The sequence below is a fragment of the Streptomyces sp. NPDC050625 genome (genome assembly GCF_040654755.1).
Classification (GTDB): domain Bacteria; phylum Actinomycetota; class Actinomycetes; order Streptomycetales; family Streptomycetaceae; genus Streptomyces.
The window spans coordinates 370,512-393,336 of the sequence record NZ_JBFAIQ010000007.1; the positions used below are offsets into that span (position 1 = coordinate 370,512).

Consider the following 22,825-nt stretch of genomic DNA (forward strand, 5'->3'; position numbering starts at 1 on the left):
GTGGGCCTAAGGCATACCGCGCGACATCGGGCAGGTGCCCTACGGGATCGGGCGGCCACCGATGAGTTCCGGGAACCCGGACAGTCCACCTTCCGTACGGAGACGTCCAGCGCAATCCCAAGGAGCAACCGGATGACCGACACGATCCTCGACCTCGGCCCGCAGACGCGCGAGCTGCTGCGGCTCGCCGAGGGTGTCACCGACGAGCAGCTCTCGGCCGCGACACCGTGTCCGGACTACGCGGTGCGCCACATGCTGGGGCACCTGATGGGGCTGTCCGTCGCCTTCCGCGACGCCGCCCGAAAGGATCTGGGTGCCACCACCGACACCAGTCCGAACGCCGCCGAGCCGGACATCGGCCCCGGCTGGCGCGCGGAGCTGCCCAAGGTCCTGGACGAGCTGGCCGAAGCCTGGCGCGAGCCCGCCGCGTGGACCGGTATGACCCGCGCGGGCGGTGTGGACCTGCCGGGCGCGGTCGCGGGTGCGGTCGTCGCGGACGAGCTGGTGATCCACGGCTGGGACCTGGCCCGCGCGACCGGCCGGCAGTACACCCCCGACCCCGCCGCCCTGCAGGCGTCGTACGGCTTCCTGCGCGCCGCGGCAGACAACTCCGACCGCGGCAACGGCGCCTTCGGCCCGGTCGTCCCCGTCCCGGCCGACGCCCCCTTGCTGGACCGCGCGGTGGGACTGAGCGGGCGGGATCCCGGGTGGCGGCCGTAGGGCAGCACGAAGGAGGGGGGTGGGGCAGCACGAAAGAGAAATGGGTACGGAGCCGGGGCCCGGCCTGCTACAACCGCTTGGACGGAGCGAGGGGGACAGGGGACGGGCGTGGCTGGGCCGGTGGTGGGGTTGTGGTTGTTCGGACGGCCGAGACGGACCCGGGAGGTGGTGGCCGGTCTGCTTCCGTGGCTGGAGAGCTTCTGCGCACCGGTGCTGGTCCGGGACGACGGTGAGGTCGACTTCTGGGTCGAGGATCCGTCGGCGCTCGGACCGGGCGCCGATGCCGAGGGGACCGGTGCGTTCTTCCTGGCGGACGACGAGCACATCCCCGCGGCGGACGAGGACTGTTCGGCCTTCCCGAGCCCGCCCGTCCAGGGGCTGGTCCTGGCCGCCGGCTCCTCCGGTCCGGCGAACCACCGGATGCTGGGCCACCTCGCACTCGCGCTCGCCCGACGCCTCGACGCCCTGATCGACTTCGACGGGATGCTGGACGCGCCCGTGCTGCCGGGACTGCTCGTCCAGGTGGCGTACGGTGCCGATGGCGGCGGACGCGGGGTGCGTCAGGTCGGGGACGCCGCATTTCTCGACGCGTGGCTGCGGCAGCCCGGATTTCGTCTGATCATGTAGTCCGCGACATTACGCTCCGGGCATGCCCCTCACTCTCACCGTCCTCGGCACCGCCTCCCCGTACCCGCAGCCGGGGCGCCCGTGTTCCGGGTACCTGCTGCGGGGCGGTGGCGCCGAGGTGTGGGTGGACGCCGGGCCCGGGACCTTCGCCGAGTTGCAGCGACACACGGATCCCGCGCGGCTCACCGCGATCTGGATCTCGCATCTGCACGCCGACCACAGCGCGGATCTGCTCGCCGCCGCCTACGCCTATGCCTTCGGCGGCATGACCCCGCCGGCGCCGGTTCCGGTGTATGCGCCGCAGGAGTGCGCCCGGCGGCTGGCCGGCTTCTTCGGGAAGCCCGACGTGGACTTCCTCAGCGGTGTCTTCGACTTCCGGCCCCTGTGCGACGGCCATGAAGCCCAGCACTGGAATCTGCGCCTCACCGCCCGTGCCGTCGCCCACGACGCCGAGGCCTACGGACTGCGTGCCGAGTGCCAGGGGAGCGTGCTGGCCTACTCGGGGGACAGCGGCCCCTGCGCCGCGCTCGTCGAACTCGCCACCCGCGCCGACCTGTTCCTGTGCGAGGCGGACATCGACGAGCATCGCGAAGGCGAACGGGTTCATCTGACACCGGAGGACGCGGGCCGTGTCGCCCGCGAGGCCCATGTGCGCGAGCTGCTGATCACCCACGTCGGGCCCACCCTCAACCGTGAGTCGGCGACCGCCCGTGCCGCTGTGGCCTTCGGCCGGCCCACGGACACCGCCCGTGAGGGCGACAGCAGGATCGTCTGAAGCTCCCCGACGGCACGTCAACTTCCTTTGTCAGAAGCATTGACGAAAGACAGAGGCGCTCCTACCTTCAACGCGTCGCACTTCGTACGTCATATATGAGACGCGATATGTGAGATCACATACGCGAGATCACATACACGCGGAGATCCGAGAGGCGCGCATGACCTCTGTGCCCGTGCCGATCCCGTCCCGCACGCAGTTCGTGCTGGACGCGATCAAACACCGCATCCTCACCGGTCAGTTGACGCCAGGTCAGGCCCTGGTCGAGACCGAGCTCGCCGCACAGTTCGGGGTTTCCAAGACCCCGGTGCGCGAGGCGCTCAAGACCCTGGCCGGTACTGGGCTGGTCGTGATGAGCCAGTACAAGGGCGTCACGGTGCGCATGGTGGACGCGGACATGGCACGCGAGGTCTACGACGTGCGGCTGCTGCTCGAACCGGAGGCGCTGAAGCGGGCCGTGCGGCTCGGCGCCTCCCTCGACGCCGCCCGTGACGCGCTGACCCGCGCCGACGAGGCGACGGACACCGCCGAACGCTCCCTCGCCAACCGGGAGTTCCACCGGGCCCTCTATCTGCCGTGCGGCAACCCGCTGCTCGGCCGGATGCTCGACGAGGTCCGCGACCAGGCCGCCCTCGTCTCCGCCGTCGCCTGGGCCGCCGACCCCTCCTGGGAACGGGAGGCCGGCGAGCACCGCGAGATCCTGCGGCTCGCCCTGGAGGGCGACGCGGACGGCGCGGCCGGCGCCCTGCACGCCCATATCGCGTCGTTCGTCCGGCGGGCGTTCCCGCTGGCCGCCGACGAGTCCCCGGCACAGGAAGGTCAGGAATGAGCGGCGTGACGTTCGAGACCCAGCGGGCGGCCCTGGCCGACGTGGTGGCGATCCCGGTGACCCCGTTCGCCGAGGACGGCACCGTCGACCGGGACGCCCACCGGGCCCTGCTGCGCAGGCTGCTCGACGGCGGTGTCACCACCCTCACCCCCAACGGCAACACCGGCGAGTTCTACGCCCTCACCCCCGAGGAGCGCCGGCTCGTCACCGAGCTGACCCTCGACGAGGTCGGCGAGCGTGCCGCCGTCCTCGTCGGCGTCGGCCACGACGTGCCCACCGCCGTCGCGACCGCCCGGCACGCCCGTGAGCGGGGCGCCGGGATGGTGATGGTCCACCAGCCCGTCCACCCGTACGTCGCGCAGAGCGGCTGGGTCGACTACCACCGCGCGATCGCCGAGGCCGTCCCCGAACTGGGCGTCGTCCCCTACATCCGCAACGCCCAGCTGCCCGGCGCCCGCCTCGCCGAACTCGCCGACGCCTGCCCGAACGTCATCGGCGTCAAGTACGCGGTCCCGGACGCCGCCCGCTTCGCCGCCTTCTCCCGGGACGCGGGTCTCGACCGCTTCGTGTGGGTGGCCGGTCTCGCCGAGCCGTACGCCCCCTCGTACTTCTCCGCGGGGGCCACCGGCTTCACCTCCGGGCTCGTGAACGTCGCCCCGGCCGTTTCGCTGAACATGATCGAAGCGCTTCGATCAGGCGACTACCCCACCGCCATGAAGGTCTGGGAGCAGATCCGCCGCTTCGAGGAATTGCGCGCCGCGAACGGCTCCGCCGACAACGTCACCGTCGTCAAGGAGGCCCTCGCCTCCCTCGGCCTGTGCCGCCCCGAGGTCCGCCCGCCCAGCAGGCAGCTGCCCGAGGACGAGCGTGCCGAGGTCGCCGCCATCGTCGCCGGATGGTCGATATGAACAACGGCATCAAGAAAGCGGAAGAGCTCAGAAGCCACCAGTGGTACGGCACCGACGGACTGCGCTCCTTCAGCCACCGCGCCCGCACCCGCCAGCTCGGCTATCTGCCCGAGGAGCACCTGGGCAAGCCCGTCATCGCGATCCTCAACACCTGGTCGGACATCAACCCCTGTCATGTGCACCTGAGAGACCGGGCACAGGCCGTCAAGCGCGGGGTGTGGCAGGCCGGCGGCTTCCCGCTCGAATTCCCGGTCTCCACCCTCAGCGAGACCTTCCAGAAGCCGACCCCGATGCTCTACCGCAACCTGCTCTCGATGGAGACCGAGGAACTGCTGCGCTCCTACCCGGTCGACGGCGCCGTCCTGATGGGCGGCTGCGACAAGTCCACGCCCGCCCTGCTCATGGGCGCCGCGAGCGTCGACCTGCCCACGGTCTTCGTGCCCGCCGGGCCGATGCTGCCGGGTCACTGGCGGGGCGAGGTCCTGGGCTCCGGCACCGACATGTGGAAGTACTGGGACGACAAGCGCGCCGGCCTCATCGGCGACTGCGAGCTGGCCGAGCTGGAGAGCGGCCTGGCCCGCTCGCCCGGCCACTGCATGACCATGGGTACGGCCTCCACGCTCACCGCAGCCGCCGAGGCGCTCGGTGTGACCGTCCCGGGCGCGTCCAGCATCCCGGCCGTGGACTCCGGGCACGACCGTATGGCCGCCGCGTCGGGCCTGCGCATCGTCGAACTGGTCCACCGGGACCGGAAGTTGTCCCACATCCTCACCCGCGAGGCGTTCGAGGACGCGGTCACCACCGTCCTCGGGCTCGGCGGCTCCACCAACGCCGTGATCCATCTGATCGCCATGGCGGGCCGGGCGGGGGTGCGGCTCACCCTCGACGACTTCGACCGCATCGCCCGCACAGTCCCGGTCCTCGCCAACGTCCGCCCCGGCGGACAGCGGTATCTGATGGAGGACTTCCACTTCGCGGGCGGCCTCGCCGGGTTCCTCTCCCGCATCCCGGACCTGCTCCACCTCGACCGGCCGACGGTCTCGTACGACACCCTGCGCGAGCAGCTCGCGGGCGCCCGGGTGCACGACGACGACGTCATCCGGACCCGCGACAACCCGGTCGCCAGCGAGGGCGGGGTCGCCGTGCTGCGCGGCAACCTCTGCCCGGACGGCGCGGTCATCAAGCACATTGCCGCCGAGCCGCACCTGCTCAAGCACACCGGTCCGGCCGTCGTCTTCGACGACTACCGGACGATGCAGCGCACCATCAACGACCCCTCGCTCGGCATCACCGCCGACAGCGTCCTCGTCCTGCGCAACGCCGGACCCAGGGGCGGGCCCGGCATGCCCGAGTACGGCATGCTGCCCCTCCCCGACCACCTGCTCAGACAGGGCGTGCGGGACATGGTGCGGATCTCCGACGCCCGTATGAGCGGCACGAGTTACGGCGCGTGCGTGCTGCACGTGGCGCCCGAGTCGTACGTCGGGGGACCGCTGGCGCTGGTGCGCACCGGGGACTCCATCACCCTGGACGTCGAGGCACGCACGCTTCAACTCCACGTGGACGACGAGGAGCTGGAGCGCAGGCGGGCCGACTGGACACCGCCGCCCGTCCGTCACGAGCGCGGCTACGGCGCGCTCTACGACGAGCAGATCACCCAGGCCGACACCGGCTGCGACTTCGAGTTCCTGTCCCGGCCGGGCAAGGTGCCGGACCCGTACGCGGGCTGACCGGACCACCGCACTCCGATCGTTGAAGCGCTTCACCCATGTGTATGAAGCAAGCGCTTCCTGTATCCGCTGCACCTGCTGGACGTGCCGCACCCGCTGTACCCGCCCCACTGCGAACGGAGAACAGTCATGGCCCAAGCCGCAGCCGTGGCGAAACCGCCCGCGCCACCCCGGCGGCGCCGTGCCTCCGCGACCCCGCGCAGGCTGCCGTACCTGCTGATCGCCCCGGCAGGCCTGCTGATGCTCGGCTTCATCGCCTATCCGGTCATCAGCGTCTTCTACTACAGCCTGCAGAACTACAACCCCACCAAGCCGTGGCGGAACGGCTACGCGGGCTTCGACAACTTCGTCCACGCCTTCACCGACGACCCCCAGTTCTGGGACACGCTGACCTTCAGCGCCAAGTGGGTCGTCGTGGAGGTGGGCCTCCAGCTGCTCTTCGGGCTCGCCCTCGCGCTGATCGTCAACCAGACCTTCGCGGGCCGGGCGCTGGGCCGCGCCCTGGTGTTCTCGCCGTGGGCCGTCTCCGGCGTGCTGACCTCCGCGATCTGGGTGCTGCTCTACAACTCCCAGACGGGCATCACGCGTTACCTCGCCGACCTGGGCATCGGCTCGTACGGCACCAGCTGGCTGTCGGACACCTCGACCGTCTTCCCGGCGGCGGTGGTCGCCGATCTGTGGCGGGGCGTCCCCTTCTTCGCGATCCTCCTCCTCGCCGACCTGCAGTCCGTCTCGAAGGACCTGTACGAGGCCGCCGAGGTCGACGGCGCGAGCCGGCTCAAGCAGTTCTGGCACATCACGCTCCCACACCTGAAGGACGCGATCGTCCTGTCCACGCTGCTGCGCGCGGTGTGGGAGTTCAACAACGTCGACCTGCTCTACACCCTCACCGGCGGCGGCCCGGCGGGCGAGACCACCACCCTCCCGCTGTACATCGCCAACACCAGCGTCGACGCCCACAACTTCGGCTACGCGTCCGCCCTGACCACGGTCGCGTTCGTGATCCTGCTCTTCTGCTCGATCGTCTATCTGCGGCTGAGCAAGTTCGGAGGTGAGACCAAGTGATCACCGAGGTCGCTCCCGCACCCGAGCGCGCGGTGTCCGAGCCCGCACGGCCGCGCCGCAGCCGCCGCTCCTGGGACGAGGTCCCACGCCGGCAGATATACCTCCCCCTGTCGGTCTACCTCCTCTTCACCCTGGTCCCCTTCTACTGGATCCTGCTCTTCGCCCTGCGCCCGGCCGGCTCCACCTCGCTCGTGCCCTGGCCGGTCACCCTCGACCACTTCCAGAAGGTGTGGACCGAGCGCAGCTTCGGCACCTACTTCGCCAACAGCGTGTACGTCGGCATCGCCACCCTGGTCCTGACCACGGTCGTCGCACTCGCCGGCGGCTACGCGCTGGCCCGCTTCGACTTCCGGATCAAGCGCGCGTTCCTGCTGGCCCTGCTGTGCTCCCAGTTCGTGCCGGGCGCGCTGCTGCTGGTCCCGCTGTTCCAGATCTTCGCCAGGCTCCAGATGATCAACTCACTGGGCAGTGTCATCGTGGCCGAGACCGTCTTCCAGCTGCCGCTGTCGATGATCCTGATCAGCGGCTTCATCAGGAACGTCCCGTACTCCCTGGAAGAGGCCGCCTGGGTCGACGGCTGCAACCGTCTCACCGCCTTCCGGATCGTCGTGCTCCCGCTGCTGCGGCCCGGGTTGATCGCCGTCGGCTCCTTCGCCTTCGTGCACGCCTGGAACCACTTCCTGTTCGCCCTGATGTTCCTCTCCGACCAGAGCAAGCAGACGATTCCGGTCGGCCTCAACACCCTGATGAGCTCGGACAGCGTCGATCTGGGCGCGCTGGCCGCGGGCGGCATCATCGCCGCCGTCCCCGTGGTGATCGTGTTCGCGTTCATCCAGAAGTGGCTGATCACGGGCTTCAGCGCCGGGGCGGTGAAGGGATGAGACACCATCGGGCCGCCCCCGCCCGGCCGCTTACCCTGCAGGGAAAGATCGACAACGCAGGGAGGATCCCGTGAGCACACCCGTCCCGATCGTCCTGGCGGGCGCACGCGGCCACGGCCGCTGGCACCTCGACAACATCCGCCGGCTCCAGGACAAGGGCGTCGTCCGGCTCGCCGGGATCTGCGAACTCACCCCGCTGGCCGGGGACGAGATCCCCGAGGGCCTGGGTGTCCCCCTCCAGTCCGCCGACCTCGGCACCCTTCTCGACCGCACGGACGCGCGGATCGCCGTGATCTGCACGCCCATCCCCACCCACACCGACCTGGCCCTCACCGCGGCCGACCGGGGCGTCCACATCCTGCTGGAGAAGCCGCCCGCGCCCTCCTACGACGAGTCCCGCCGCATGGCCGACGGGGTCGCCAAGGCCGAAGTCGTCTGCCAGATCGGCTTCCAGTCGCTGGGCTCGCACGCCGTGCCCGCGATCCGGGAACTGATCGAGGAGGGCGCGATCGGGGAGGTCATGGGCGTCGGCGGCGGCGGGGCCTGGGCGCGTGACGAGGCGTACTACCGACGGGCGCCCTGGGCGGGCAGGCGGCGGCTGAACGGCGTCGACGTGGTCGACGGCGTGCTCACCAACCCCCTCGCCCATGCGGTCGCCACCGGTCTCGCCCTCCTCGGCACCACCCGCGCCGAGGACGTCACCGGCATCGAGACCGAACTGCTGCGCGCCAATGACATCGAGTCCGACGACACCTCCTGCGTCCGCGTGAGCACCGCCAAGGGCCCGGTCACCGTCGCCGCGACCCTGTGCGCCGAGGACCCCGGGGAGCCGTACGTCCTGGTGCACGGCGACCGGGGCCGGATCACCTTCTGGTACAAGCGGGACCGCATCCTGCTCCAGCGCGCGGGCCACGGCCCGCAGGAGATCGAGTACGACCGCACGGATCTGCTGGGGAACCTCGTCGACCACCTCACCGTCGGCGCCCCGCTGCTGGTCGAACCCGACGCGACGGGCGCCTTCATGAAGGTCGTTGAAGCGATTCGACTGGCCGACGACCCGGTCGCGCTGCCCGCCGGCGCCTGGCACCTCCTGCCCGGTGAGAACCGCCGGGTGGTGTCCGGCATCGACGGACTGGTCGCGGCCGCCGCCGACACCCTCGCCCTCTACTCAGAGCTGGGCGCCCCCTGGGCGCCACCGAAACAGGGGAGCACCTGATGACGACCGACGACACCCTCGTCCTGCGCGCCGCGGGCCGCCCGGTCGGCCGCTACCTCACCCGTCCCGAACTCCCGGCCCGCCTCTCCCCGCGCCCCTATCTGCACCCCGTCACCACCCTGTCCGGCACCACGGTCACCGAGGTGAGCCCGGCCGACCACACCCACCACCTCGGCGTCGGTGTCGCCGTTCCCGACGTCGAGGGGCACAACTTCTGGGGCGGGCGCTCCCCCAAGCTCTCAACTTCGTTCGAGCAGGGAGGTACCCCCATCGTCCGCGACCAGGGCCCCACCGAGCTGGACAACCACGGCGCCCAGCGTCACACCTCCTTCCAACTGCGCGACCCCGACGGCTTCGTGGAGGAGCTGCGCTGGGTCGCCGCCGGGGCCGAGCTGCTGCGCGAGCGCCGTACCGTGGCCGCCACCGCACTCACCGACTCCGCCTGGGCGCTGGACTTCACCTTCTCCCTCACCAATGTCACCCCGGACCCGCTGTCGTTCGGCAGCCCCGCGACCAACGGGCGCCCCGGCGCGGCCTACGGCGGCTTCTTCTGGCGCGCCCGCAAGGAGGCCGCCGCCCCGCACGTCTTCACCGCAGAGCGCGAGGGCGAGCCGGAGGTCCACGGCACCCGTGCCGACTGGCTCGCCCTGACCGGCGCCGACTGGACGCTGGTCTTCGCCGGGGCCACCGACGGCACACGGCGCGACCCGTGGTTCGTCCGCACCGCCGAGTACCCGGGGGTGGGTTCCTCGCTGGCGCACGACCGGCGGGTGCCGGTCCCGTCCGGCGAGACCGTCGTACGGCGGGTCGTCACCGTCGTCGCCGACGGCCGCCTGGGCCGGGACGAGGCTGCGGCACTGGTCCGCAAGGCGGTGAGCCCATGAGCGCCGGCCTCACGGAGGACACCTATCGCAACCCGGTCATCGACGCCGACTGGTCCGACCCGGACGTCGTCCGCGTCGGCGACGACTTCTACCTCACGGCGTCCAGCTTCGGCCGCGCCCCCGGGCTGCCGCTGCTGCACTCCCGTGACCTGGTCAACTGGACCCTGATCGGCCACGCTCTCGAACGCCTCGAACCGGCCGAGGAGTTCGCGGGGCCCCGGCACGACTGCGGGGTCTGGGCACCCTCGCTCCGGTACCACGACGAGCGCTTCTGGATCTTCTGGGGCGACCCCGACCGGGGCATCTTCCAGATCAACGCCCCCGAGATCCGCGGCCCTTGGAGCCACCCGCACCTGCTGAAGGAGGGCAAGGGCCTGATCGACCCGTGCCCGCTGTGGGACGAGGAGACCGGCGAGGCCTACCTCGTGCACGCCTGGGCCAGGTCCCGCTCCGGCATCAAGAACCGGCTCACCGGCCACCGTATGCACCCCGACGGCAGCTCGCTGCTCGACGCGGGCAAGGTGATCGTCGACGCGGACCGCATCCCCGGCTGGTTCACCCTCGAAGGGCCCAAGCTCCACCGGCACGACGGCTGGTTCTGGATCCTGGCGCCCGCCGGGGGAGTGGAGACCGGCTGGCAGGGCGCCTTCCGCTCGCGCGGCTTCTTCGGCCCGTACGAGGAGAAGGTGGTCCTGGAGCAGAAGGACACCGACGTCAACGGGCCGCACCAGGGCGGCTGGGTGCGCACCGCTTCCGGCGAGGACTGGTTCCTGCACTTCCAGCAGCGGGGCGCGTACGGCCGGGTCGTGCACCTCCAGCCGATGCGCTGGGGAGATGGGGGCACCTCCCGCTCGAGCGAAGCCGAGAGTGGGGGAGGCTGGCCGGTGATCGGGGACGACGGCGCCCCCGTCGCCGTACACCGCAGGCCCGGGCTGCCACCGCAGCCGCCCGCCGCGCCCGCCACCGACGACCACTTCCCCGGCGGTCGGTACGGCCGTCAGTGGCAGTGGACGGCCAACCCCCGGGACGGCTGGGCCACCCAGCACTCCGCCGACGGTCTGCGACTGACCTGCGTCCGCTCGGCCGACGCGCACGACCTGCGGAAACTGCCGAACGTACTCACCCAGCGGCTGCCCGGCGCGCCCTGCGCGGTCGAGGTCGGGCTACGGCTGGACGGCGCGGAGGCGGGGGCGCGGGCCGGGCTTGCCGTGCTCGGGGACGCGTACAGCTGGATCGGGCTTGAGCGGGGGCCCCACGGGACGGTCCTGCTCGTGCACCGGTTCGCCGAGCCCCTCGCCGAGAAGGAGCGGGACGCCGAGCACGCGCGTGTCGTGCCCGAGGGCCGGGTCCGGCTGCGCATCGAGGCCGGGCCGGGGGCCCGCTGCCGCTTCTCGGCCGACACCGGGGACGGTTTCCGCCCGTCCGGACCCGTCTTCGCCGCCACTCCCTGGCGCTGGGTCGGCGCTCTGCTCGGCCTCTTCGCCCTCGCACCCGCCGGGCCGGGACACGCCGGCTCGGCGACCTTCACGCACTTCCGCATCACCCCTGTCACCCCTGCCTCCTGAGTCCACCCGTACGCCTGTTGGGAGCCGCAATGACGCACCCCCTTGGCAAGCGCTTGCCGTCCATGTCTCCGCTGGATCCGGAAGAAGAGAGCCGACCGATGAAGAGCAGCATCCGCAGAAGCAGGCGCGCCGCCACGGCCGTCGCCCTGGGCTCCGTGCTCGCGCTGACCGCCACCGCCTGCGGCGACGACGGCAGCGGCGGCGCGGGCGACAAGGGGAACGAGGGCTCCGGCAAGGGCACGATCACCTTCTGGGACAACAACGGCGGTGTCAGGACCGACGTCTGGAAGCAGATCATCGCCGACTTCGAGAAGAAGTACCCGGACATCAAGGTCGAGTACGTGGGCGTGCCCGCCGCGAGCGTCCAGTCCAAGTACGACACCGCCATCCAGGGCGGCGGGCTGCCGGACGTCGGCGGCGTCGGCACCGCGATGCTCGCCGAGATCGCCGCGCAGGGCGCGCTGGAGCCGCTGGACAGCCGGATATCGTCCAGTCCGCTGAACGGCAAGCTCAACGCGAAGTTCCTGGAGAGCGTGAAGGCGGCCGGCGGCGACGAGAAGACGTACACCGTGCCGACCTCGGCCAACAACGGCACGCTGTGGTACCGGACCGACCTGTTCACGGCCGCCGGGCTGGAGGCGCCGACCACCTGGACGAAGTTCTACACCGCCGCCGGCAAGCTCACCGACAAGGGCAGGAACAAGTTCGGCTACACCATCCGGGGCGGTGAGGGCTCGATCGCCCAGGCCCTGGACGCCACCTACGGGCAGAGCGGGATCACGTCCTTCTGGAACGGCGACAGGACCACGGTCAACGACGCGAAGAACGTGGCCGCGCTGGAGAAGTACGTCGGCCTGTACAAGAAGGACACCCCGTCCGCCGACGTCAACAACGACTTCACCAAGATGGTCGCCCAGTGGGACTCGGGCACGATCGGGATGCTGAGCCACAACCTCGGTTCCTATGCGGACCACGAGAAGGCGCTGAGCGGCAGGTTCAAGGGCCTTCCGAACCCGACGCTGGACGACGGGACCCGGGTACAGGTGTCCAATCCCGTGGACGGGCTGGGGCTGTTCAAGGCGGGCAAGAACAAGTCGGCCGCCTGGAAGTTCATCGAGTTCGCGGCCTCGCATGAGTCCAACAGCAAGTGGAACGAGACGGCGGGGCAGGTGCCGGCCAACACGGAGGCGGCGCAGGACGCGTGGGTTCAGCAGTCGGAGCCGACGCGGCTTGCCGCCGAGGCGCTGAACGGGGCCAGCACGAAGATCGTGCAGCTGCCTTACTACCTGCCCGACTGGAACACCATTTCCAAGGCGGACAACGAGCCGAACTTCCAGAAGGTGCTGCTCGGGAAGATGAGCGCGAAGGAATTCCTGGACACGCTTGCCGATCAGCTCAATGCGGCGCAGGCCGACTGGAAGAAGAACCACTGAGAGCCGCAAATCGATACAGCCTCGCGCCTCTGATCCACTCACCCTCTGTTGAAAGGTGCACCTTCGTGTCCCTTACGCGCAGACAGGTAACTTCCGCGGCTCTGGCTGCTGTTCCCCTCGCCGGTCGATCCCCCGAGAGGCAACGCACGGCCTACATCGCCGGTGATTCCACCGCCGCCCAGAAGTACGCCGACGCGGCTCCGGAGACCGGCTGGGGAATGGCGCTTCCCTTCTTTCTTCGCACGTCCGTGAAGGTCGCCAACCATGCCGTGAACGGGCGGAGTTCGAAGAGCTTCGTCGACGAGGGGCGGCTCGACGCGATCCTCGCCGAGATCCGGGCCGGTGATCTTCTTCTGGTCCAGTTCGCGCACAACGACGAGAAGTCCGCCGACCCGACCCGCTACACCGAGCCCTGGACCACGTACCAGGACTACCTGCGCCGCTACATCGACGGCGCCCGTGCGCACGGTGCCCGCCCCGTCCTCGTCACCCCGGTGGAGCGCCGCAAGTTCGACGCCGACGGCAACGCCGTGCCGACCCACGGCGACTATCCGGCGGCGATGCGCGCGCTCGCGAAGGAAGAGCGCGTGCCGCTGCTCGACATCGAGGCGCTGTCGCTCGCGCTGTGGCAGCGGCTCGGGGTCGAGGCGACGAAGACCTACTTCAACTGGACCGACACCGAGCAGGACAACACGCACTTCAATCCGCCGGGGGCCGTCGCCGTGGCGCGGCTCGTCGCGCGGGAGTCGCTGCGGACGCGGGTGCTCGCGCCCCGCGACGTCGTCCGGCTGCACGACGAGATTCCCCTGTCTTGGATCAACTGGCCACCCGCATCGGATTCGTGACCGAGGAGACCGCACAGTGCGCACACAGATATGTCATGGACGTGCCATAGCAGCCCTTGCCGGCTGCACGGCCCTCGTGCTCGCCGTCACGGGCACCGCCTCCGCGCAGTCCCGGCATCCGGACCTCGCCCACCAGGTACTGGCCGCGAACGACGGATGGGGCGCGTACGGCACCGGCACCACCGGAGGCGCCGCCGCCGACTCCGCCCATGTCCACACCGTCACCACCTGGGAAGAGTTCAAGGCCGCCCTGGCCGACGGCGGCAGCGCGCCGAGGATCATCAAGGTGAAGGGGACGATCGACGCCGACGGGCCCAGCTGTGCCTCGTTCGAGGCGCCGGGCTACGACTTCGACGCCTACCTCGCCAAGTACTCCCCGGAGAACTGGGGTCGCTCCACCAACCTGGACGCCGAACCCGACGACAGCCCCGAGGGCCTGCGCCGCGCCTCCGCCGCCGAGCAGGACGCCTACATCAAGGCGAACGTCCCGGCCGACACCACCATCGTGGGCATCGGCAGCAACGCCGGGTTCAGGGGCGCCAGCCTCCAGATCAAGGGTGTCGACAACGTCATCGTCCGCAACCTGCGCTTCGAGAGCCCGCTCGACTGCTTCCCCCAGTGGGACCCGACCGACACCGCCGACGGCAACTGGAACTCCGAGTACGACAGCGCGGTGATCCACGGCTCCACGCATGTGTGGATGGACCACGACACCTTCACCGACGGGGACCACCCGGACAGCACGCTGCCGTCCTACTTCGGCCGCATCTACGAGCAGCACGACGGTGAGCTGGACATCGTCAAGGGCGCCGACTACGTGACCGCCTCCTGGAACGTCTTCGAGGACCACGACAAGACGATCCTGATCGGCAACAGCGACAGCGCCGCCACGGCCGCCGTCGACCGGGGGCACCTCAAGGTCACCTTCCACCACAACCTGTTCTCGAACCTGGTCGAGCGCGCACCGCGCGTCCGCTTCGGGCAGGTCGACTCGTACAGCAACCACTTCGTGGCCGAGGACGGCTTCTCCTACAGCTACGGCATCGGGATGGAGTCACAGCTCGTCGCCGAACACAACGCGTTCACGCTGGCCGCCGGGGTCGAGGCCGGTTCGATCCTGAAGAAGTGGAAGGAGGCGCCGCTGACCGCCGACGGCAACTACGTCAACGGCGCCCCGACCGATCTCATCGCCGTCCACAACGCCGAAGTGCCGGGCGAGATCCTCCAGTCGGGCGCGGGCTGGACACCGACCCTGCGGACGAAGGTCGATCCGGCGAAGGCCCTGCCCGGCATCGTCGACCACTGCGCCGGCGCCGGTCACCTGCGCTGATCCGCCGCCCTCCACCGCGAAGGAGCACGCTCATGCCCTCGCACCATCCCCGAACCTCCCTGTCCAGACGCGGTTTCCTCGTGGCGGGCGCCGCGCTGGGGCTGCTGCCGGCGGCTCCCGCACGGGCCGACGGCGGGCCGCGCCCGTTCGGGCGGTACGGCTCACCGGCCCGCCGTCTCACCCCCGCCACCCTGTACGTCGACCCGCACGGCCGGGGCGACCACACCTCCGTCCAGGCCGCGGTGACGGCCGCGAGCGGGAGCGGCCGGACGCTGGTCGTCGCACCGGGCACCTACCGGGAGACGGTCGTCGTCGACGCCGGCCGCACGGAGACGACCTGGATCGGCGCCTCGGAGGACCCCCGGGACGTCGTGATCGTGTACGACAACGCGGCCGGCACCCCCAAGCCCGGCGGCGGCACCTACGGCACCACCGGATCGGCCACCACCACCGTGCAGGCCGACGGCTTCACCGCCCGCTGGATCACCTTCGCCAACGACTGGCTGCGCGCCGACCACCCGGAGATCACGGGCACCCAGGCCGTGGCCGTCAAGGTGCAGGGCGACCGGAGCGCGTTCACGCACTGCCGGTTCCTCGGCCACCAGGACACCCTCTACGCCGACTCGATCGCGCTCGGCGCCTTCGCCCGCCAGTACTACCGCGACTGTTACGTCGAGGGCGATGTCGACTTCGTCTTCGGCCGGGCCACGGCGGTCTACGAGCGGTGCCACTTCCGCACCCTGAACCGCACCGACCTGACCGCCGCGCCGTACGGCTTCGTCCTCGCGCCCTCCACGGCGGTCGCCAACCCGCGCGGCTACCTGGTCACCCGCAGCCGTGTCAGCAGCGAGGCCCCGGACGCCTACTACAAGCTGGCCCGCCCCTGGGTCCCCGGCTCCGACCCCACCGCCCGTCCGATGCTCACCGTCCGGGACACCCGGCTCGGCCCCGGCATCGACGCGGTCGCGCCCTACACCGATATGTCGGCCGCCCATCCATGGCAGGGCCAGCGGTTCGCCGAGTACCGCAACACGGGCCCGGGTGCCGGGATCGCCGTCCCGGAGAACCGGCCCCAGCTCACCGACGAACAGGCCGGCTCGGCGACCCGCGAGACGTACCTCGGCGACTGGACCCCGTGGAAGGAGTGCTGACGACGATGCGCAGACGCACCCTCCTCGCCGGCATCGGCGCCGGGGGTCTCGGCGCCCTCGGTGCCGCCCCCGCCGCCGTGGCGCACGACCGCCGTGTCCTGCACGTACGGCCCGGCGGGTCGGTGCAGGCGGCGGTCGACGCGGTGGACGGGCCCGGGTGGACGATCGTCGTCCACCCGGGGACGTATCGCGAGGTCGTCCACGTCCCCGCGGACAAGGCGGAGCTGACCGTGCGCGGCGCCGGCCGCGATCCCCGGGCCGCCGTCATCGTGTACGACAACGCCAACGGGACGCAGAGACCGGACGGTTCGGGCACCTACGGCACGGCCGGCTCCGCCACCTTCACCTCCGCCGCGGCCGGACTGACCGTGCGCGACCTGACGCTCGCCAACGACTGGCTGCGCGCGGACCACCCCGAGATCACCGGCACCCAGGCCGTCGCCGCGTATGTCACCGGGGACCGCACGCACTTCGAGAACGTCCGGCTGCTGGCCCACCAGGACACCCTGTTCGTGGACACCACAGCCCTGGACGCCTTCGACCGGCAGTACTTCCACCGCTGCTACGTCGAGGGCGACGTCGACTTCGTCTTCGGCCGGGCGACCGCCGTCTTCGAGCACTGCCACTTCCACACGCTGCGACGGGATGTGTCCTTCACCCCCAAGGGCATGGTCTTCGCCCCGTCCACCGCCCGCGCCAACCCGCACGGCATCCTCGCGGTGCGCTCCCGGATCACCTCCGGCGCCGAGGACGGGGCGTACAAGCTGGCGCGGCCGTGGGTGCCGTCGTACGAGACGACGGCCTGGCCCTCCCTCGTCGTCCGGGAGACCTGGCTCGGCCCCGGCATCGACCCCGTCGCGCCCTACACCAACATGCGGGACGCCTACCCGTGGCAGTCCATGCGCTTTCGCGAGTACCGCAACACCGGGCCGGGCGCGGTGATCACCGTCCCCGACAACCGGCCCCGGTTCACCGACGCCGAGGCGGCGCCGCACACTCCCGCGGCCTATCTCGGCGACTGGCACCCCCGACCGGTCCGCACGCTCTGAACCGACGAAAGGACCCGCACGTCATGCGTCGTATCAAGAGCACCGCCCTCGCACTCTCGGCCGCCGCCGCGTCCGCAGCGCTCGGTCTCGTCGCCACCCCGACACACGCCGCGACCGTGGTCGTGAGCAACTCGGCCGATCTGGCCGGCGCCATGAAGAACGCCACCGCCGGCACCGTCATCCAGGTCCGCGGCGGCACCTACCACCCGACGGCCACGCTCCAGTCGACGGCCAACGGCACCTCCTCCGCGCCGATCACCCTCACCGCGTACGGCTCGGAGACGGTGAGGATCGACGGGTCGTCGCTGCCCTCCGGCGACTGGATCTTCAAGCTCACCGCGGACTACTGGAACGTCTCCGACATCACGTTCCAGAACTCCCCGGACAGCGCGGTCGTCTGCCAGTCCTGCACCGGCACCAACTGGAACAACATCAAGACCATCAACGGCGGCGACTCCGGGTTCACGCTCACCGGCGACGGCACCGTGAACAACACGGTCAGGAACATCGACTCCTACGGCAACTACGACGCCGCCAACCACGGCGAGAACGCCGACGGGATCGCCGTCAAGTTCGGCTCCGGCACGGGCAACCTGGTCACCGGAGCCCGCCTCTACAACAACTCGGACGACGGGATCGACTTCTGGTCCTTCTCCTCGCCCGTCACCGTCGAGCACACCTGGTCCTTCGGCAACGGCCTCAACCGCTGGTCCGACTCGGCCTTCGCGGGCGACGGCAACGGCTACAAACTGGGCGGCGACGGCGAGGTGGTCGCGCACGTGGTCAACAACTCGGCCGCCTGGGGCAACGCGGGCAACGGCTTCACCGAGAACTCCAACACCGGCGCGATCGTCATCAACCGCACCACCGCCTACGCCAACGGCAAGGGGGGCTACTACTTCGCCACCAGCGCCGCCCGCCTCGGCAAGAACCTCGCGGTGAGCAACGGCAGCGGCCGGGTCACCAAGGGCTCCTCGGTGGTCTCCGCCGGCAACAACTGGGACTCCGGCATCTCCACCCCGTCCTTCGTCTCCACGGACGCGTCCACGACGTACAACTCCCGTAAGTCGGACGGCTCGCTGCCCTCGACGACGTTCCTGACGACGGGCAGTACGAGCATCGGGGCGACCATGAACTGAGCCGGACGGGTGAAGTGAGGCCCGTGTCACCTGTGGGACAGATATCGATCAGGCAACGGGCCTCGCGCTCACCCTGGTGACGCGCGTAGAACCTTTGTCATGCATAAATCACTGCGTCTCGCGGCCCTCGCCGCCGCCTGTGCCGTCGCCGGTGGCGCCCTCTACGGGGCCGGCGCGGCCACCGCACACCAGTCGACGGCCAACTCCACCCACGAGCCCTACAACATCGGGCTCCTGGTGAAGGACATCGACACGTACTACGGCACCACCGCCGACAGCAACGGCGTGTACCAGGCGTCCCCGGACAGCCCGTACGCCAAGGACCTGGCGCGCATCGACGCCGCCGCCAAGCGCTACATCGACCGGGCCGCGCACAAGGCCCACCACCGGGGCGAGAAGCCCGCGGTCGTCTTCGACATCGACGACACGCTGCTGCTCAGCCTCGACTACGAGAAGCGCTACAACTACACCTACAACGGCACCACCTGGGCGGACTATGTGAACAAGGCCGACCGCCCGGCCGTCTTCGGCAGCCCCGAGCTGGTCCAGTACGCCGAGTCCAAGGGCGTCGAGGTCTTCTACAACTCGGGCCTGAGCGAGGCGCAGCGCACCGCCGCGGTCGAGAACCTGAAGAAGATCGGCGCCGATGTGAACCTCGACGCCGACCACATGTTCCTCAAGGACAAGGCCAACCCCCCGGCCTACCTGAAGGACTGCGCCACCCCGGGCACCTGGAACTGCACGACGGTGCAGTACAAGGCCGGCACCCGCGAGCACATCGAGGACGACCTCGGGTACGACATCATCGCCAACTTCGGCGACCAGTACTCGGACCTCGACGGCGGCTACGCCGACCGGACGTACAAGCTCCCGAACCCGACGTACTTCGTGAGCTAGTCCGGTACGGGTCAGACGCTTGGACGGGATCGTCTCCCGCCCGGTCCGTCGACCGGGCGGGAGACGATCCCGTCGCGTTTCCTTTCCTGCGGGCGCGGCAACCTCTTCCGGCCATGGCGGCGACTTGACTGCGTCCCATCCCCCTAGGAAAGGAGCGGTCAGTGCGTCAGAGCAGCGGACGCCACCGCAGGACGCGCACCCTCTCGATCGCCGCCGCGGTGGCCGCCTGCGCCGGGGCCGGCGGCGTCTGGCTCGGCCTGTCCAACAGCGGAGCCCAGGCCGCCACGACGACGGTCACCGTGTCGAGCACGGCCCAGCTGGAGTCGGCCGTGAAGAACGCCGCCGCGGGCACCGTCATCCAGGTGCGCGGCGGCACGTACTACCCGACGGCCACCCTCAAGTCCACGGCGAGCGGGACCAGTTCCAACCGGATCACGCTCCAGGCCCACGGCGCCGAGAAGGTGAAGATCGACGGGTCCAAGCTGCCCGCCGGCTCCTGGCTCGCCGGGATCTACGGCAGCCACTGGACCGTGCAGAACCTCACCTTCCAGAACTCCCCGGCGCAGGGGTTCGTCGTCACCTCCTCCACCGGCGGTGTCTTCAAGAACCTGGTCACGGCGGACAACGGCGACTCCGGCTTCACCCTGCGCGGAGACAACACGGTCGGCAACCTCGTCCAGAACCTGGACAGTTACGGCAACTTCGACGCCTCCGGGCACGGCCAGAACGCGGACGGCATCGCCATCAAGTTCGGCTCCGGCAGCGGCAACAAGGTCACCGGCGCCCGCCTCTACAACAATTCGGACGACGGCCTCGACCTCTGGCAGTTCTCCTCGCCGGTCACCATCGAGCACTCCTGGGCCTTCGGCAACGGCAAGAACCGCTGGCACGACTCGGACTTCGAGGGCAACGGCAACGGCTTCAAGCTGGGCGGCGGGGGAGTCGTGGTCGCGCACGTCGTCAACAACAACGCGGCCTGGGACAACACCCTCAACGGCTTCACCGAGAACTCCAACACCGGTGCGATCGTGCTGAACCGCAACACAGCGTACGCCAACACCGAGGCGGGCTTCTACTTCGCCACCGGCAAGGCACGCCTCGCCCGCAATCTGGCGGTCGGCAACAAGGGGGGCCTGGCCAAGCTGGGCTCCCGCACCGTGTCCGCCGCCAACAACTGGGACAGCGGCGTTGCCACCCCGCCCTTCAAATCGACGGACGCGACGACGGCGTACGGATCCCGCGCGTCGAGCGGCTCACTGCCCACGACCACGTTCCTGACCACGGGCAGCACGGCCGTCGGCGCCACGATGAACTAGGCGCTGAGCCGGGCACAGGCGAACGCCCCCGCCGGTCGTCACCGGCGGGGGCGTTCTCATGCCGGCCGAGGGGGGCCAGGCCGGCGGATCGAGGTGGGTCGCTCACCCGTACGTGATGTCAGATGAGGAGAAGAGGCAGGAGGTTCCGTCGGGGCCGGTGCCCAGTTCCGTCGGCTCCTTGCCGGTGTTGTTGCCCTTGAAGCGGACACAGGTCTTGACCTTCTTCTTGGTGTCGCCGTGGATGCGGATCTTGCGCAGCGCCGCGGTGTCCCCGAAGTTGGAGTTGACGCCGACGACGGCCTTGAGCGGCGCGGTGACGTCCACGTCGTTGATGATGATCGTCCGCTTGAACTGCTTCTTGCAGTTGCCGCAGGAGCGCACCAACTTGCCGGAGTTCTCCACCTGGAACTTGCTGACCACCAGTTTGCCCGCGCCGTTGAACTGCAGCACCTTGTCGTCGGCGTTCTTCGCGCCACCCCCGTAGACCGTGTACACGGCCGAGGCGGACGTGCCCTTGAAGGTCGCGGCGTCCTCGCCGACGTCCAGCCACCACACGTTCTGCAGTGTGCAACTGCCCAGGCAGTGCACGCCGTCCGCGGCCGGGGTGCCGATGATGACGTTCTTCAGGGTCGCGCCGTCGGCGAGCTCGAAGATCGGGCCCTGGTTCTCGTCCTGGCTGTCGGTGCCCAGGGCTCCGGACCCGAAGAACTCGGTGAGCTTGCCGTCGTAGGTGCCCGACACCTCGATCGTCTTCGGCACGGCCTTGCTGCCCTTGGCGGTCGGCCAGGAGGTCGCGGCGCCCGCGGAGGTCAGCATCGCCGTGGTGACGATCGCGGCGCCGGTGATGCCGAGGGCGGCGGATCCGGCGATCAGCGCCCGCCGCTTCGTGACCCGGCGGCGGTGGCGGACGCGCTGTTCAGCTCGTGGAGTCATGCCCATTCCTTGTGTGGGGAGAGGAACCTTGCGCTTCCTGGTCGCCGCCGGTGAGGAATGGGTTGCCGCGTCCGCGGAATCTTTCTACGAGCCGCCCGCGCCGGTGTCGTGCGCTGCGAAGTCCCCGGTCACCGCGTACTGCTTGCCGCCCGCGCCGCCCGTGATGGTGTAGCGGTCGTCCTTGGCGTCCCGACCGCCGCGCTCATGGTTGTACTGCCCGGCGAACACCCACTGACCCGCCGCGACCTTGCGGCCCTCCTTCAGCGTCCACGTGTAGACCAGGAAGCCGTCCTCCTCGGTCACCGTCTGAGTGAAGTCGGTCTCCGGCAGCGAACGCCAGGCACCGGCCGAGGACACCCCGCCGGTCTGGGCGACCTTCAGCCGCACGGTGAGCGAGGTCAGTTGCTCCGAGGCCTTCAGGGTCACATTGCTCTGCGCCCAGAAGTCGTTGCTGTGCGGGTCCACCGAGCCGTCCGACCACAGCGGACCGTCCTGCGCACCCCGCGCGGTGGGCGCCTGCGCGGAGCCGGAGGCCGTCGGGGTCGGCGAGGGGGAGGAACTCGGCCTGTGGGAATCGTGGGTGGCACCGGAGCTGGGGGCCGGAGCCGCCGAGTGGACCGGCGGCCGCATCGTCGCGTCCGGCGTCGGCGACACCGCGACCGTCTGCTGCGGGGGAGCCTTCTCCTTCACCGCGGACGCCACCGCGTACCCGCCGATCGCGAGGACACCGGCGACCGCGGCGGTGGCACTCACCACCCGCACCCAGCCGAACACGGGCGGGCGCGTGGCGCGGTGGTCGGGGCGGGCCCCGGCGGCCATGCCCCGCTCGACGCTGGCGAGGATGCGCGCGCGGTCGGGTTCGTGCGCCTCGGCCGCCTCGTGCAGCCGGGCGCGCAGCTCGTCGTGCACGTCCTGCTGCCTCATCGGTTCCTTCCTCCGCTCTCGCCGCCACGCGCCGCCACCGCCGCGTGCACCTTCTGCGGAACACCCTGGGCGCCGAGCAGCTTCTGCAGCTCGGCCATGCCCTTGGACGTCTGGCTCTTAACCGTACCCACCGAGATCCCCAGGGCGAGGGCGGTGTCCTTTTCCGACAGGTCGAACGCATGTCGAAGCACCACACATGCGCGTTTGCGGAAGGGCAGCCGGCGCAGCGCCGACTGCACATCCACCACGCCCGCCACATCGGGGTTCTCGGTCTTCTCCTCGCGGTGGGGCCAGAACAGCGCGATCCGGCGGCGCTCGCGGACCGCGCTGCGGATGCGGGTGCGGGCCAGATTGGCGACGACGCCGCGCGCGTACGCCACAGGGTGGTCGGCCGCGCGCACCCGGTCCCAGCGGTGCCACAGCGCGAGCAGCGCGTCCGCCGCGAGGTCGTCCGCGGCGTCCGCCTCACCGGTCAGGAGGTGGGCGAGGCGGGACAGTTCGGCGTAGTGGCGTTCGAAGAAGGCGTGGAACTCCACCGAGGCGGCGTCGTCGACGACTGTGCCCACGGGTGACCTCTTCTGTCTGTGGGTGTCATGTCAATGACATGC

22 protein-coding genes are annotated in these 22,825 nt (G+C 70.4%); 19 read left to right on the top strand and 3 right to left on the bottom strand.

The annotated features are described in order from the left end of the window. Positions 1 to 132 precede the first annotated feature (132 nt). The 19 genes from AB0I54_RS19715 (at position 133) to AB0I54_RS19805 (ending at position 20,360) form a co-directional block, all read left to right on the top strand. Positions 133 to 720: a TIGR03086 family metal-binding protein gene (locus tag AB0I54_RS19715; RefSeq protein WP_363297291.1), complete on the top strand. Its 588-nt coding sequence runs from the start codon at positions 133 to 135 to the stop codon at positions 718 to 720. A 123-nt stretch (positions 721 to 843) separates the two neighbouring features. Beyond that, complete coding sequence (locus AB0I54_RS19720; protein ID WP_363297440.1) at positions 844 to 1,347, top strand: DUF6368 family protein; 504 nt, start codon at positions 844 to 846, stop codon at positions 1,345 to 1,347. Positions 1,348 to 1,369: 22 nt separating this feature from the next. Then, positions 1,370 to 2,122, top strand: coding sequence for an MBL fold metallo-hydrolase (locus AB0I54_RS19725; RefSeq protein WP_363297292.1), 753 nt, complete (start codon positions 1,370 to 1,372; stop codon positions 2,120 to 2,122). 160 nt (positions 2,123 to 2,282) lie between these two features. Continuing rightward, positions 2,283 to 2,951, top strand: coding sequence for a GntR family transcriptional regulator (locus AB0I54_RS19730; protein ID WP_363297293.1), 669 nt, complete (start codon positions 2,283 to 2,285; stop codon positions 2,949 to 2,951). After that, complete coding sequence (locus tag AB0I54_RS19735; protein ID WP_363297294.1) at positions 2,948 to 3,859, top strand: dihydrodipicolinate synthase family protein; 912 nt, start codon at positions 2,948 to 2,950, stop codon at positions 3,857 to 3,859. Before AB0I54_RS19730 ends, AB0I54_RS19735 begins: the two co-directional genes overlap by 4 nt. Next, the gene (gene araD / locus AB0I54_RS19740; RefSeq protein WP_363297295.1) at positions 3,847 to 5,589 is read left to right on the top strand and encodes an L-arabinonate dehydratase; all 1,743 of its coding nucleotides are present in this window, start codon (positions 3,847 to 3,849) and stop codon (positions 5,587 to 5,589) included. Before AB0I54_RS19735 ends, araD begins: the two co-directional genes overlap by 13 nt. Positions 5,590 to 5,718: 129 nt before the next feature. Next, positions 5,719 to 6,654, top strand: a complete 936-nt coding sequence (locus tag AB0I54_RS19745; RefSeq protein WP_363297296.1) for a sugar ABC transporter permease — start codon at positions 5,719 to 5,721, stop codon at positions 6,652 to 6,654. Next, the gene (locus AB0I54_RS19750) at positions 6,651 to 7,535 is read left to right on the top strand and encodes a carbohydrate ABC transporter permease (protein WP_363297297.1); all 885 of its coding nucleotides are present in this window, start codon (positions 6,651 to 6,653) and stop codon (positions 7,533 to 7,535) included. The genes AB0I54_RS19745 and AB0I54_RS19750 overlap by 4 nt, the downstream gene beginning before the upstream one ends. Before the next feature lie 70 nt (positions 7,536 to 7,605). Further along, positions 7,606 to 8,751: a Gfo/Idh/MocA family oxidoreductase gene (locus AB0I54_RS19755; protein ID WP_363297298.1), complete on the top strand. Its 1,146-nt coding sequence runs from the start codon at positions 7,606 to 7,608 to the stop codon at positions 8,749 to 8,751. Continuing rightward, the gene (locus tag AB0I54_RS19760) at positions 8,751 to 9,635 is read left to right on the top strand and encodes a PmoA family protein (protein ID WP_363297299.1); all 885 of its coding nucleotides are present in this window, start codon (positions 8,751 to 8,753) and stop codon (positions 9,633 to 9,635) included. Before AB0I54_RS19755 ends, AB0I54_RS19760 begins: the two co-directional genes overlap by 1 nt. Continuing rightward, positions 9,632 to 11,200 carry a family 43 glycosylhydrolase gene (locus AB0I54_RS19765; protein ID WP_363297300.1) on the top strand — a complete coding sequence of 523 codons (1,569 nt, stop codon included), beginning with the start codon at positions 9,632 to 9,634 and terminating at the stop codon, positions 11,198 to 11,200. Before AB0I54_RS19760 ends, AB0I54_RS19765 begins: the two co-directional genes overlap by 4 nt. A 98-nt stretch (positions 11,201 to 11,298) precedes the next feature. Further along, a complete protein-coding gene (locus AB0I54_RS19770; protein WP_363297301.1) occupies positions 11,299 to 12,633 on the top strand; it encodes a sugar ABC transporter substrate-binding protein in 1,335 nt (444 codons plus the stop codon). Between the two features lie 65 nt (positions 12,634 to 12,698). Continuing rightward, positions 12,699 to 13,478 (top strand): rhamnogalacturonan acetylesterase, encoded by a 780-nt coding sequence (locus AB0I54_RS19775; protein WP_363297302.1) that lies wholly within the window; start codon positions 12,699 to 12,701, stop codon positions 13,476 to 13,478. 16 nt (positions 13,479 to 13,494) lie between these two features. Continuing rightward, positions 13,495 to 14,808 (top strand): polysaccharide lyase family 1 protein, encoded by a 1,314-nt coding sequence (locus tag AB0I54_RS19780; protein ID WP_363297303.1) that lies wholly within the window; start codon positions 13,495 to 13,497, stop codon positions 14,806 to 14,808. Positions 14,809 to 14,840: 32 nt separating this feature from the next. Continuing rightward, positions 14,841 to 15,959: a pectinesterase family protein gene (locus tag AB0I54_RS19785; RefSeq protein WP_363297304.1), complete on the top strand. Its 1,119-nt coding sequence runs from the start codon at positions 14,841 to 14,843 to the stop codon at positions 15,957 to 15,959. A gap of 5 nt (positions 15,960 to 15,964) precedes the next feature. Continuing rightward, positions 15,965 to 17,008, top strand: coding sequence for a pectinesterase family protein (locus AB0I54_RS19790; protein ID WP_363297305.1), 1,044 nt, complete (start codon positions 15,965 to 15,967; stop codon positions 17,006 to 17,008). Between the two features lie 23 nt (positions 17,009 to 17,031). After that, positions 17,032 to 18,147: a pectate lyase gene (locus AB0I54_RS19795; RefSeq protein ID WP_363297306.1), complete on the top strand. Its 1,116-nt coding sequence runs from the start codon at positions 17,032 to 17,034 to the stop codon at positions 18,145 to 18,147. Between the two features lie 99 nt (positions 18,148 to 18,246). Continuing rightward, the gene (locus tag AB0I54_RS19800) at positions 18,247 to 19,044 is read left to right on the top strand and encodes an HAD family acid phosphatase (protein WP_363297307.1); all 798 of its coding nucleotides are present in this window, start codon (positions 18,247 to 18,249) and stop codon (positions 19,042 to 19,044) included. 161 nt (positions 19,045 to 19,205) lie between these two features. Beyond that, a complete protein-coding gene (locus AB0I54_RS19805; protein WP_363297308.1) occupies positions 19,206 to 20,360 on the top strand; it encodes a right-handed parallel beta-helix repeat-containing protein in 1,155 nt (384 codons plus the stop codon). A 102-nt stretch (positions 20,361 to 20,462) separates the two neighbouring features. Here the strand turns inward: AB0I54_RS19805 and AB0I54_RS19810 are convergent, their stop codons facing one another. From AB0I54_RS19810 to AB0I54_RS19820, 3 genes are all read right to left on the bottom strand, one after another. Then, positions 20,463 to 21,293, bottom strand: coding sequence for a pectate lyase (locus AB0I54_RS19810; RefSeq protein WP_363297309.1), 831 nt, complete (start codon positions 21,291 to 21,293; stop codon positions 20,463 to 20,465). 84 nt (positions 21,294 to 21,377) lie between these two features. Then, positions 21,378 to 22,217, bottom strand: coding sequence for a hypothetical protein (locus tag AB0I54_RS19815; protein WP_363297310.1), 840 nt, complete (start codon positions 22,215 to 22,217; stop codon positions 21,378 to 21,380). Beyond that, positions 22,214 to 22,783 carry a SigE family RNA polymerase sigma factor gene (locus AB0I54_RS19820; RefSeq protein ID WP_363297311.1) on the bottom strand — a complete coding sequence of 190 codons (570 nt, stop codon included), beginning with the start codon at positions 22,781 to 22,783 and terminating at the stop codon, positions 22,214 to 22,216. Before AB0I54_RS19820 ends, AB0I54_RS19815 begins: the two co-directional genes overlap by 4 nt. Between the last annotated feature and the right edge of the window lie 42 nt (positions 22,784 to 22,825).